Here is a 12,606-nt window from a genome sequence, read left to right as displayed (position 1 = left end):
CGTCATGTCATCTCGCTGTATTCTGAGTCTGCACCGCGACCTTGGTGAACTTGAGCTGCTTGAGCACGTCGGTGACGTCGATGAACTGCTGAAACTGGATCGCACGGTCAGCGCGGATCAGAAACGAGGTCTCCTGCGGAAGGTCCTTCGCCTTCTCCGCGAGCGTATCCTTGTTGACCGGTTCGCCGTCGAAATAGATCGCACCGCCGACGGCAAGCTCGATCGTCCTATTCTTCTGCTGGCCGGTCTCCGCATGCGCGGTTTGCGGCAACGCCACTGGAATACGGCCAGTGGCGATGAAGCTTGCGGTCGTCAGCACGATGGTCAACAGCACCAGCATGATGTCGACGAAGGGAATGACATTAAGCGCGGCGATAGGCTCTTCATCCATGGGCGATTTCCCATTGAAGCATGAGCACCTTGGCCTTGCGCAGCAGCGTATTGTAGATCACCACCGAGACCAGCGCCACGATCAGGCCGGCGGCCGTGGCCTTTAGCGCCAGCGCCAGGCCGATCATGATCTTGCTGGTGTCGATGGAGGTGTCGAGGCCGAGATTATAGAACGTCAGCATGATGCCAAGCACGGTGCCAAGCAGCCCGATGTAGGGCGCGTTGGAGGCGACCGAAGCGACCACCAGCAGCCGCCGGGTCAATTCCAGTTCCAGGACCTTGAGGTTGGAAAAATTCTTCGGATCAATGCTGCGATAGAAGAAGATACGCTCAAACGCGATGGCGACCACGACAATGCTGAGCGCCAGCAGCAGTCCGAGAACGCCATAGTCGACCGCCGCCGACAGCCACTCCACTTGCATGTCAGATCACTTTCCGTCCTTGACCGTTCAGAATGTGGCCCCGACCTGCACCAGCCCCTTGGTTCCGCGGTCATAGCTCTGGGCGCCGTCGTTGGAGCCATAGGTGTGCGCGACCATCGCCTTGAGCAGCAACACGCGGCCGGGAAAGTATTCATAGGTGGCGTAATAGCCGAGTCCGACATCGTTGATCTGGGTGTAGGCCTTCTGCAGAGTCGTGTAGCTGGCGTTCTCGATCCACGCCGCTCCGACGTCGGTGAACAGGCCGATGGAATGGCGATAATTGCGAATGTCCGGCAGCGCGTATTTCAGTTCCGGCGTGATGATGAAGCCGCTGTCGCCGGCAAGGCCTTCGTCGAACGAACGCACGCCCCAGATCCCGGTCAGGCTGAGCTGCTCGCTGGTGTCGAGATTACCGGACAGCGACTTCTGCGCCCTAATATCGGTGGACAATGACAGCTTGTCGGTCAGGCCCAGAACCGAATTAAACACCAGGTTGATCTTCTCATAGTCGCCGACCGTATTGACGCCCGCGATGTTGATCGCTCTCTGGACCGGATCCGGAAAGTCGACGTTACCGCCGGTAAAGGAGAACGTCGTGCTTGTGGTGACCGGATGACCGAAAATCGAACCGAAAGTGTCGCGCGTGATCCCGATCGTTCCGAGATCCATGGTCCTGTTGGCCAGCGAAATTCCGAAGACATTATCGTTCAGCGTCTTGTGGGTATAACCGCCCGACAGGTAGATGCTGTCCTCGCGCGTCCGTCTCAAGGCGTAGACCAGCGTGGCACTCACACCATCGGCGGTGCCGGTCGCATCCAGCCCGCTATAGATGCCGCCGAGCACATAGGTGGTGCGGAAGCCCGCGACCTCGGCCCGCAGCCCGGTATATCCGATCGGCAGCGAATAGGCGACGCGGCCGTTCGCCAGATTAATGTCGTCGGATACGATACCGAAGGCGGACAGCCGGTCGCCAATGCCAAGCGGCGAATTGACATTGAGACCGATGCTCAAGCGCTCCCGACCGGTGTAGGGCGAACCGAAATTGTCGAAAAGCTGGTAGCCGTCGATACGCCGCGCCGCCGGCACGTCGAAGACGAAGTCGGAGGTTTCCGGCTGCCGGCCGGCGTTCACCGCCACCCGCGGCATCCCCGCGCCCGGCAAGTCGGAGATCAGTAGCATAGTGCGCTCGAGCTCGTCCTTGTGGATCAGCGCCGAAGTGGCCAGCGCATGATCGATTACGCCGTGCAGGAAGGCGTCGCGCACAAGCGAATTGTTCTGGACTGCGATTGTCCCGTATTTGCCAGGAACGACCTTGATCCGCAGGGTGCCTCCCGTCGCGTTTTGCGCCGGCACATAAGCTTTGGCGAGCAGGTAACCCCGGTCGCGGTAGAGCGTGGTGATCTTGTCGGCCGCTTCATAAATCTGCGCCAGCGTCAGCTTGCGGTTCTCGTAAGGCGCGAGGATGTCGCGGATCTCGGCCTCATTCACGAGCTCGGTGCCTTCGACTTTGAAATGACGCACCAGCAGCGTCGACTTGTCCTTGAGCGAAAACGGCGGCTCGACCAGCCGCGGCAGCACCGGTGCCGCCGCCTCGCGCGGCTGCGGCGCAGCCCGGCGCGCCTCATCCGCCTGTCGCACCGCGTCGCCGATATTGTATTGCGGAATGACAGGCGGCACCTGCGCCAGCACGGGTGCAGCCGTCGCGAGCAAAGCGCCCACCATCGCGCCGGAAAGGAACAATGTGCTGAGCTTCATCGATGCAATGCCTTGTTGAAACGGATCGACATCCTGAAACGGACTGACATCATCGCGGAGCCCGCGCCGGCGCACCCAAGGTCGGGGCAACCGCACGCGTTTGCCGCACTCCAGCCAAATCATAACAAGCCCCCAACCCCGCGACGCCAAAACTATATATTTATACGTATATAACGAGTAGAAGCCATAAAGCCAGAGTCAAGTTTCGCATCTCGCTCAGCTATCTGAACTGTCGCGTCTGTTGCCGTTCTGCATCTATTGCACCTGTTCTTCGCGTGCAGCCAGCGCCGCCGGCAATCCCTTGAATGACACCGGCAGCTTCACCTGCTGACGCGTGCCGTCTTCGAACTCCAGACGTCCTGGCTCAGCCTTGGTTCTGCTCTTCAATATCTGGATGACGTCTGGCTTGATCTCGGCCTCAGCCATGCAGGTTTGAAGGCAGCGGGTGAATGTCGCGGTAAGCGGCGGTGTCTTGTCGTCGACGACGAGGCGGATTCCCGAAGGCAGATACACGCCCGGCGGCACCTGAACGACAAGCTTGAACGGGTCGGCCTTGGCTAACCGGCCAAACACAACCTCGGCGATGGCCCTTTGCTGTTGCTGCTGATTGCGCGCCGCTATTGTCTGCACCACCTCACACACTTTGGGCGCCGGCGATTTGGTTTCGCAGCGCACGACCCAATCTTCAAACGTCGCAGTCGAAGTCGATACTTGCGGATTGTTGCCTGTTCCCTTGCCGGGTGTGGCCGGCGCAGCTATTCCGGGAGCTGTCATCTGTGACAGGGCGCAAACGACCGACGGCAGGATCGCCGTCAACAAACCGCCTCGATATATATACATGAACATCACGCAACGCGCATTTCGAGAACCAGGACGACGCATAACCATCCCTTGTCAGGACCAGACCTGGACAGATCGGGAGCAACTCCTGAACACGATTCCGCGTCGCTCATGAACGCGAAACTCATGACGCAGGAGCGGCATCATTGCGGAGCCTGAACTGGTGCGTCCTGCTTCGGCGCGCCGTCCTGCAGGTTGAAACGCTGGCCATCGACGTCGATCGAACGGATCGTCGCGCCGAAGTTGCCGCCGCTGCCCGCCCTGCCGTCCCCCCGCTGCTGGGCTGCCGCACGCCGCTGGCGTTCCTGGCGCTCGCGCTCCTGCCTGGCCCGCGTATCGTCGGCTTTGACGGCGTCGTCGACCGACTTCACCGACTCCTCGACCGCCGCCGACTTCGCGGTCTTCGCCGCCGGCGTGCCGGCGTTAGCCGTCCCGGAATTGGGCGGCGTCTCTGACGAGTTTTGCGTATTGCTCGCGGTCACGCTCGCCGAGCGGGCTCCCTGTTCTCCCTGAGCAATATCTGCCTGCCGGGCGGCGGCGGCTTCGGTTGCGGCCTGGGCCGCCTGCGCAGCCACAGCCCGACTCGCCAGCACCTGACTGATGGTGCCGTTGGCGTAGAACCGGGCATCGGCAAGCTGGCTGCCGGTTAAGCCCTGGCTGTTGTTGACCTCGCCAGTCACCCCCCCAAAGAATGCCGCACCACCGAGGCCGACACCGCCGGCCGTCTCCCCGTTGTAAAAGACGTTCGGACCGATCGCCGCAATGTGCGCTTGACCAATGAGCGCGCCGACCTGGAGCGGGTCTGGATTGGTCGCCGTGACCGTTGACGTGGTCCACGAGTTGTCGATCGTTGCGATAAGGGCTCCGCGCGGCCCCGACGAGCCGAGGAACATTCCGACCAGGCCGCCCACGACGTCCTTGCCGATGACGGCGCCCGTGGAATAAGAACCTTTGATATCGACGCCTGAAAAGCGGCCCCCCAACCCGCCTACCGGTTGCACCGTGGCTGCCTGGGATGCGTCCACCTTGCCCGTGGCATAGGAGTTTTTAATCAGACTGCCGCCGCTAGTGTCGTAAAACTGCCCGACAAGACCGCCGAAGGCCGCGGTGAGGTCGGGGCCCGGACCATAATTGAGACTGGCAATAACGTCGCCGGAGGCATGGGCGTTGGTCACAATCACATTGCCTGCATTGATAGCGACGACGACGCCGATCAGCCCGCCTACTCCGGGCCCCGGATCGACGAGCCCCAATGCCCCAGGAGTCATCGCGTGTACATCTCCAGTCGCGTAGACATTGCTGATAACTGCATCGAAATCCCCGGCGGTTAAGGTTCCGATCAAGCCACCACTGGTAGACCCTCCGAACACATCGCCGGTCGCGAACGAATTGGATAGGGTTCCTGTTTGAAAAGCGTAAGGACCCCAATCCCCGAACAACCCGCCGGCCCCCAACCTGGTGGTAACAGTGCCGGTCGCATATGAATTGAAAGCATCACCCGCGGCCCCACCCGCCAAGCCTCCAGCGGCCTGACCCTGTACATTTCCCGTCGCATGAGTATTGGTCAATATAACGTTGGCTGCGGTGCCGATCAGTCCACCAACTGTGCCCTGAGTCAAAGCAGTCGTTACGTTCACCGTGGAGAATGCATTCGTTACCGTGTTGACAACGTGCGTGGTGCTATTGCCTAAATCATATCCGATAAGACCCCCGAGCCTTGTAAATTGGGAGGCCGTGATCTCTCCGCTGCTATAAACATTATAGACGGTTGAAGGAGTGGCACCGGATATACCGACAGATCCCGCAAGCGCACCAACAAGGGCGCTATAGAAGACTGCAGGAGCGGAGACGTTGATGTCAACGTTGGTCACTCCGAGATCGCGCAGTGTGCTGCCTGTGACCTTCCCGAACAAACCAGATGTTTGACCGACTGCTGCGGCCGAACCCCTGATCGTGAGTCCATCGATCGTGTGACCCAGACCCGTGAAGACGCTTCCGTCACCCAGGGTTCCGACAACCACATAGTTATAGGTTGTGGCGCCAGCATCCAGATTAGTCGCCAACGCGTATTTATTGGCGATGTTATTAATCGCCGCCAGTTCGGTCATGCTGTGGATCAGGCGGTAAGGCTGTCCGTTGATGACCAGGCCGTTGGGGTTCATGCTGAAGGTATTCGCACCGTTGGAAAACGTGATGCTGCCGTAGACGCCGCCGCTGGTGTCCTGCTTGGCGACCGGGCCGGTCGCTTGACCTCCCTGGACCAGTTCATAAATCGGATTGCCGTCGGCGTCATAGGCCGGCCCGGGCGCGGGCGCGCCGTAGCTCGCCTTGGTGCCGCGGGGATAGGCGAGCGGGGGATTGACCTTCTGGACCGCCACCGGTTCATAAACCGGATTGCCGTCCTTGTCGTAGATCGGTCCGGTGGTGGTTCCCGCGTAACTCGCCGGGGTGCGGATGTTGTAGTCGCCGCCATAGGTCATCGCCAGCGTGGCGGTCGCACCGTCCAGTCTCACGGCGTTGTTGACGTTGATGTCATTGCCGGCGGTGAACACGAGCCCGGCGCTGGCGCCGGTCGCGGTAATCGCCTTGTTGACATAGAGATTGTTGCCCGCCGTGAGCGTCAGCGTCGTATTGGCCGACCACGAGACCGCGTCGTTGACATAGAGATTGTTGGTGGCGCTAAAGCCCTGACTCGTCATGTTCAAAAGCGAGGACAGCGTTGCGCCGGAGATGTCGCCGCCCGCGGCCGCGATGGTGAAGTCAACGGGATCAATCAGCCACATACCGGTGGCACCATCAGGCGCAAGCGTGGTGATGACAGCGCTGTCAGCGATGTTGACCTTGTCGCCGCTGGTCTCGATGAAGCCGCCGTCGCCGCCCTTCGGCGCCGAAGCATCGAGCTTGCCCGAAACGCTGGTGGTGCCGCCCTGCGCCAGCAGCTTGATCCTGCCGATCTTCACCGTGCCGTTGGAGCCGCCCTTTAGCGCGGCCATGGTGCGGGCCTGGATGATGCCGCTATTGTTGACCTGCGCCGAGAGCACCTGATCGGCCGCCCTCGCGGTCATGATCACCTGCCCGCCATTGGCGATGATCGCCCGCTTGTTGGCGATCAGCGCGTTCAGGGTGCCCTTGTCGATGGTCACGTCCAGAAGCGAATCCCCGCCGAAGTTCAGAGTGATCTGCTCGCCCGCCGCCATCGCCACCGTGCCGAGCTTCGCCGCGATCACGCCCTCGTTCGACACCGTCTTGCCGAGCAGCGCGACATAGCCGCCACCCTGGCCATCGCCCCGCGCGCGGATGCGGCCCTGGTTGACGACGGATGCGTTTGAGGTGCCGGAGAATTTGTAGTTCCCGGCCATGAAGTCGCTGTTGGAGATGTCGAGCGTCGAGGCGACGAGGCCGCCGACATTGACCTGCGCGCCCTTGCCGAACAGCACGCCGTTGGAGTTGACGATGAAGACCTGACCGTTGGCGTTGACGGCGCCGTCGATGACGCTGCGCTCGTTGCCGATGACGCGGTTCAGCGTCGCGGCCGAACTGTTGGGCTGGTTGAAGTTGACGGTGTTCTGCGCGCCGACCGAAAAACCCTGCCAGTTGATGATGGCCTTCTGCGACGACTGATTGATGTTTGTGACCGCGCCGGCCTGCGAGATGCCGGCGGTGCCCGCGACCACCGAACCGCCGGTCGGGCTCTGCGCGGAGGCCGGATGCGGCAACGCCATCACCGCGCAAATCGCGGTGGTCGCCAGCAGGGACACCCTGAGAGATCCGATCGAAAACGGAGACGACGAGCGCTTCACATATGAATGAACCGCAACGCAATCACGCGCACGCATCGAGTCCGCAACAATGTCACGCATCGTTAGCCCCTGCCCCGTTTCCGCGACTCGAACACCATCACTCCGAACCACTTGGATTCAGGCTCAATAATGATAGGCGCGCATAGCCGGGTCCCTCCCCGTCCACGTCTATATTTATACGTATACATCGCTAGAGGGTCAGGAAATCGGAGTCAAGCCCCGCTCCGCGCGCAGCGGGACAGAATCATCGCTCCACCCCGAACATCGAGCGGAATATTCCAATGAATACTCCGCTAAAGCTTGAAGCTTGTCATGAGTCAAGCATCTCAGAAGAGAAAGTCGAAGATTGAAACAAGAACGCCAGCCCGCAAAGGGCTGGCGTTCAGCATCTTCTTGACATCGAAAGGCGGTTACCGGCCTTTCAGACACCCGGCTCCCGGCTTTTGCATGGTCCGCAGCGTGGTTGACCCCTCCGGCTCAGACCGACTGCGCGGAACGTAAGGAGTCGTTACATATAACAATGAGCACTGAGAAAGCTCGGCCAAGTGGTCGGACCGTGAGGATTGTTCAGCATATAGTCGAAGATATCAGCTCCTATGGGATCTTGAACGGTGGGGTCTCCCGACTTAATCAGAATGCCCCTTTGATCCAAGAGATAGTTCGAGCCGGTGAACTGAACATAGACATAGGCTGGCGATCCGCCGCCTATGCTACCACAAATTTGGCCTTTCGAGACAAATCCGGATTTATTCGTACCGTCATCGACCGACTGTAAGGTCAAGTCGATGTTGTCATAATACGGGTCGGATAGAAATGCCACAGATGGATCTCCCGCAGGCGGCTCATCACCTGGGTTCACATAGTTGCTTACCAGGCCCATGCCAGGAGTACCCGATGGTTTGTCTGACATAATCTTGAAAGCGGCATTTCCATAAGGTGCCGGCGCCGGCTTGGCAACAGCAACCGTTGGCGCGGTGACGAGATTAATCGTATAGGGACTCAAGTCGTTGGCGGTGATATTTGCCGCGACGCCCGACAGGGCAGGCGTCGTCGTCACCAGACCACTAACGTTACTGATCGTCGCTGGGAGTGCAACCATTACCGGAATGCCAAAGGCGTAAGTTTTAGCGGTGGCTCCGGTTTGTATATACGTAGCTGACAAGCCTGCCGGCGCGGTGGCATTCGCCGCCAGGAACAAACTATATTGGTTTGTATTGCCGCCGGTGATTTCCGAAGTGAGTGTTCCAGTTGAGTTGTGGCAGATGCGGATATGTTTTCCGGCGCCGCGCTCCGGCGAGGTCGTGTAGATTCCAATCAGATCCTGCATCGGCCCATAAAAATTCGACGCCACGGCAACAGTGGCATCCCATGTGGCGTTTGACGGCACGACGGTACATACGGTCGCCGCCGCCCATGCAGGGGATCCGGCCAAAGCAAAGATCACTCCAGCCGAAGCGACCCCCGCTCCTCTAACGATATTGTTGAAGACATTTCTGGACATAGTTTTCCCTTTCCCGATCGAGACGTCCGGCCGGCCCCTTGCCGTCCGATGCCGCTCGTCGAAGACGTGAGTGAACATCCAATTTGACACGATATATATACTAGAATATATCGCAATCCACAGCGATATATTCAAGCCGATATAACGTACGCGTGAGTGATTCAGGAGTCAATCGAGAAGTTGCGCGCGAGGTTGAAACAACCTTCGGATGCGGACCTGCCCTTGAATCAAATTGCGGAAATCAGACCCATTCCCTCTTCCAGGAAGGAGAGCCGAAGAACGACCCAAGAAGAAAGACCACCGGGCCAGACCATGCAGGAGCTGACCGACGAGGCGGATAAGCACCTCTCCGAAAGGAAAAGAAGAGCAGCGAGAGCATCAAGCACGCCCGGCCTAGCAGGAGCGACATCATTCCGTAGAACGCGAAGCTAAGTGCCGAGGAAGCCGTCAGCGCTCGAATAGGGGCTGGCGGCTTTCGTTTGCGCGCCGAGCCCATCACTGCTGAGGCTGCGTTACTGCGCTCGGCGTCTTCTCGCCCGGATGCTTGCCATACCCGTTGTAGTCTGCGAGACCTATCAGCAGCAGGACTATAGCAACACCGATAGCCCAGCCGACCGTGACTTTGTTGACGCCATTCATATGTTCGCCCTCTTGGGTGATCGTTCATTCGGAAATATCATAGGCGATCACTCGTTACAAAGCCCTTTGCCGCAGTATGATTGCGGCATGAGCGGGCACCAAGCTTGGGACATTCTGCGGAGGTAAACGGCGGCGCCTCGATAGGCTCGACCATCCTCTTTCAGTTTCTCAATCTTGCGAAAGCGGTGGTTGAGCAGCTCAGGCCGTGGATGCTCCTGCGCTACACGGACACGTCAAAGAGCGTGACAGCCAGGAATACGTGGCAGACGGCGATAGATCTTTCTTCGATAGAGCGCGCTTCAACCGTTTCTATGGCGATGTGCCCGTCAAGCTCTTCGACGGCGCGAATGGCACTCAAAGATTTAAGCAAGCCTCTTTCGAAAAACTCGCCGACTTCCAGTTCGATGGCACGCCGATCAACCAGACGCTCATCAATGACCTCGCTGGCGGCGGCTTCATCGCCCAGCAACGCAACGCCGTCCTAGTACCGGCACCGGCAAGACTCATCTGGCCATCGCAATCGCCAGAAGCTGCAGCTCCGGCGCCCGCGGTCGCTTCTACAACGTGGTTGACCTCGTCAATCGCCTCGAGATCGAGATCCGCAATGGACGACAAGGTCGTATCGCCGAGCATTTGACCCGGATGGACTTCATCGTCCTCGACGAACTCGGTTACCTGCCATTCGCTCAATCCGGCGGCCAGCTCCTGTTCCACCTCGTCAGCAGGCTCTACGAGCGCACGTCCATCATTGTCACCACCAATCTCGCCATCAGCGAATGACCAAGCGTATTCGGCGACGCCAAGGCGCTGCTCGACCGTCTGCCCCACCATTGCGACATCGTCGAGACCGGCAACGACAGCTGGAGATTGAAAAGCCGCGACGACGATCACACAGCCTGCGTCATGACGCCCGCCTCGCACCACCCCTCACGGTTCAAACTCACACAGTCATCGAAGGGCAGCCGTCAGCGTCGATCGGCAGGATACTCGAGAGAAGTGGAATCCGGTTCGCTCGAAAACGCTACAAAGGCGCATTAGGATTGTTCTTTTAGGCGGCCACTTCTCGATGAAGCAAGCGGCGCTGTTTGATGGTTTCGCGTTTGATCCTTTTTCCTTTCCAGCATGATGATGTCGCCGCGCCCGAAGTAGATGTCAACGGATGTGAGGCTGCTGAAGATCTCATGGTAGCGGCAGTGGTTGTAGTGATCGACGAACGCTGCGACCTGCCGTTCAAGATCACCCCGACGGGAATTAGTTTTCCAGGGATGCGGTTCTTCAGAGTTTGGTGCCATCGTTCGATCTTGCCCTGAGTCTGGGGATGGCAGGGCTCTCCGCGGGTGTGGTTCATGCCTTTGTCAGATACCCACACCTGCCGGTTCCTCGTCACCCTTCGTGATCCGGGTCCCGATATCCGGGTGATCCTGCTTCGCCATCTGGCCGCGCCATCGGATCATCCTGCATCTCATGTGAAAGGAAGGCGATCACATGTGGTAAGGCGGCAAATGAGACGCTGAACTTTCACACCCCGCGCCATACTGATCCGAAAAGCGAGCAACAAGATTGCTCAGAAAGGACTGGCATTACTGCGGCAACGGAGCGTTACTGTGGCTGTCATAGCGAGCGACCAGGCTCGTCAGGATCCTGCCCCGCCGGCCCTTGGTCACTGCGGGGCCGTGGTGGTGGGGCGCGATGGATGCCCCGCAACGACGGAGATCCTCATGACGAAGACCAAAGCAAGGCGGCCAGCGACGACGAGACAACGTGCCTCAAAATCAGCTGCGACCCGATCCGTTAAAGCCAAATATGTCGGCGCCAGAACAAAAAGGCCAACGACCTCGAAGGTCTTGCCGGTTGCCAAATCATCCGCCTTGTCGACCAGCACATCGGGCGCTCGCGCCGACTCCAAGCAGGCGCGGGTGCTCGCTCTGCTGCGATCGACGGATGGCTGTACGATCGACGCCGTCGTCAAGGCAACGGGCTGGCAGCCGCATTCAGTGCGTGGCTTCTTTGCCGGTATCGTTCGCAAGAAGCTGAAGCTTGATCTCGATTCCGAGCTTGTTGACGAGGTCCGACGCTATCGCATCAAGGCTCCAGCGGACGGGGGCAGCAAATCGGCCAAGGCCACCTGATCGATGGCGCCTCGAAGACAATTACGTCGCAACATTGATGCAGCTTCCCTCGAGATCGAGATCGCGCATCTCGGTGATCTTGATCTCAAGGCCCTGCGGCTCCGATGGCAAGGTGTAACCGGTCGCTCGGCACCCGTCCACCTGCCGAAGCATCTGCTGTTCGCAATGCTGGCCTATCGCATTCAAGCCGATGCCTTCGGTGATCTCGATGCGGGGATGGTACAGATCTTGAAGGCTGCCGTTGGATCGAGGGAACCGGCTACGATCACCAAGCTGATCGACAGGCTCGATCAGCGCAACCAGGAGCTCGCGCCCGGCGCCATCCTGACCCGCGAATGGAACGGGCGAGACCATCGGGTGATGGTGCTCGCCGATGGTTTTGCCCTTGAGGGCAAAACCTATGACAGCCTGTCCAAGGTCGCCTTTGCCATCACCGGGACCAGATGGAACGGGCCGCGGTTCTTTGGCTTGCGGGCAGCAACGCAATCTGCGAGGCAGCAATGAGATCGGCAAGCAAATCAGTGTCTGGCCAATTCGTCCGATGTGCGATCTATACCCGCGTCTCGACCGATGCCGGGCTTGATCAGGAATTCAACTCGCTCGATGCCCAATATGATGCCTCTGAGGCCTATATCCGCAGCCAGGCGCATGCAGGCTGGACGCTGAACAAGGTGCGCTATGACGATGGAGGGTTCTCGGGCGGGTCGACCGACCGCCCTGCCCTTCACAAGTTGCTCGATGACGTCAGGGCGCGCAAGATCAATGTCATTGTCGTCTATAAGGTCGACCGCCTGACCCGTTCCCTGGCGGACTTTGCCAAGCTGGTTGAACTGTTCGACGCTCATGGCGTGTCATTCGTCTCGGTGACCCAGCAGTTCAACACGACGACATCGATGGGCCGGTTGACCCTGAATGTTCTCTTGTCCTTCGCCCAGTTCGAACGCGAGGTCACGGCCGAGCGCATCCGCGACAAGATCGCCGCCTCCAAACGCAAGGGCTTGTGGGTCGGAGGCATGGTTCCGCTCGGGTATGCGCTGAGCGACGGCAAGCTCTCCATCCACCCGGACGAAGCAAGAACCGTCCGCCTCATTTTCGAGCGCTACCTTGAATTGGGCAGCGTCAATCGCCTG

11 protein-coding genes and 2 pseudogenes are annotated in these 12,606 nt (G+C 59.4%); 4 read left to right on the top strand and 9 right to left on the bottom strand.

The features are described 5' to 3' along the window. Nucleotides 1–7: 7 nt before the first annotated feature. The 6 genes from BGO16_RS13955 to BGO16_RS13930 all read right to left on the bottom strand — a co-directional run bounded on the left by BGO16_RS13955 (nt 8) and on the right by BGO16_RS13930 (nt 8,708). Complete coding sequence (locus BGO16_RS13955) at nt 8–391, bottom strand: biopolymer transporter ExbD (RefSeq protein ID WP_292619328.1); 384 nt, start codon at nt 389–391, stop codon at nt 8–10. Continuing rightward, nucleotides 384–812: a TonB-system energizer ExbB gene (gene exbB / locus BGO16_RS13950; RefSeq protein WP_292619326.1), complete on the bottom strand. Its 429-nt coding sequence runs from the start codon at nt 810–812 to the stop codon at nt 384–386. Before exbB ends, BGO16_RS13955 begins: the two co-directional genes overlap by 8 nt. A 27-nt stretch (nt 813–839) precedes the next feature. Beyond that, a complete protein-coding gene (locus BGO16_RS13945) occupies nt 840–2,567 on the bottom strand; it encodes a POTRA domain-containing protein (RefSeq protein WP_292619324.1) in 1,728 nt (575 codons plus the stop codon). Between the two features lie 255 nt (nt 2,568–2,822). Continuing rightward, entirely contained in the window at nt 2,823–3,383 is a 561-nt protein-coding gene (locus BGO16_RS13940; protein ID WP_292619322.1) for an invasion associated locus B family protein, read from the bottom strand. A gap of 167 nt (nt 3,384–3,550) precedes the next feature. Then, nucleotides 3,551–7,165, bottom strand: coding sequence for a filamentous hemagglutinin N-terminal domain-containing protein (locus tag BGO16_RS13935; RefSeq protein ID WP_292619320.1), 3,615 nt, complete (start codon nt 7,163–7,165; stop codon nt 3,551–3,553). A 550-nt stretch (nt 7,166–7,715) separates the two neighbouring features. Further along, a complete protein-coding gene (locus BGO16_RS13930; protein WP_292619317.1) occupies nt 7,716–8,708 on the bottom strand; it encodes a substrate-binding domain-containing protein in 993 nt (330 codons plus the stop codon). A gap of 1,018 nt (nt 8,709–9,726) precedes the next feature. Here BGO16_RS13930 and BGO16_RS13925 point away from each other — a divergent pair. Continuing rightward, a pseudogene (locus BGO16_RS13925) lies at nt 9,727–10,385 on the top strand (ATP-binding protein); the annotation flags it as partial. 10 nt (nt 10,386–10,395) lie between these two features. On the opposite strand, the pseudogene BGO16_RS13920 reads toward BGO16_RS13925, so the two are convergent. Continuing rightward, a pseudogene (locus BGO16_RS13920) lies at nt 10,396–10,713 on the bottom strand (integrase core domain-containing protein); the annotation flags it as partial. 294 nt (nt 10,714–11,007) lie between these two features. Next, nucleotides 11,008–11,229 (bottom strand): hypothetical protein, encoded by a 222-nt coding sequence (locus tag BGO16_RS13915; RefSeq protein ID WP_292619316.1) that lies wholly within the window; start codon nt 11,227–11,229, stop codon nt 11,008–11,010. Between BGO16_RS13915 and BGO16_RS13910 the strand changes: the two genes are divergently transcribed. After that, entirely contained in the window at nt 11,216–11,476 is a 261-nt protein-coding gene (locus tag BGO16_RS13910; protein ID WP_292619315.1) for a DUF3489 domain-containing protein, read from the top strand. The genes BGO16_RS13915 and BGO16_RS13910 overlap by 14 nt on opposite strands. 21 nt (nt 11,477–11,497) lie before the next feature. On the opposite strand, the gene BGO16_RS13905 is transcribed toward BGO16_RS13910, so the two are convergent. Further along, nucleotides 11,498–11,629 carry a hypothetical protein gene (locus tag BGO16_RS13905; RefSeq protein WP_292619355.1) on the bottom strand — a complete coding sequence of 44 codons (132 nt, stop codon included), beginning with the start codon at nt 11,627–11,629 and terminating at the stop codon, nt 11,498–11,500. On the opposite strand from BGO16_RS13905, the gene BGO16_RS13900 reads away from it, so the two are divergent. Further along, nucleotides 11,570–11,980 carry a DUF2924 domain-containing protein gene (locus BGO16_RS13900; protein ID WP_292619354.1) on the top strand — a complete coding sequence of 137 codons (411 nt, stop codon included), beginning with the start codon at nt 11,570–11,572 and terminating at the stop codon, nt 11,978–11,980. The genes BGO16_RS13905 and BGO16_RS13900 overlap by 60 nt on opposite strands. Continuing rightward, the coding region (locus BGO16_RS13895) for a recombinase family protein (protein ID WP_292619314.1) at nt 11,977–12,606 on the top strand (630 nt) is incomplete at its 3' end. The genes BGO16_RS13900 and BGO16_RS13895, both read left to right, overlap by 4 nt.

The organism is Nitrobacter sp. 62-23 (assembly GCF_001897285.1).
Classification (GTDB): Bacteria; Pseudomonadota; Alphaproteobacteria; order Rhizobiales; family Xanthobacteraceae; genus Nitrobacter.
Note: the sequence above shows the minus strand (reverse complement) of the source record. Positions and strands in the feature narration are given on the sequence as shown.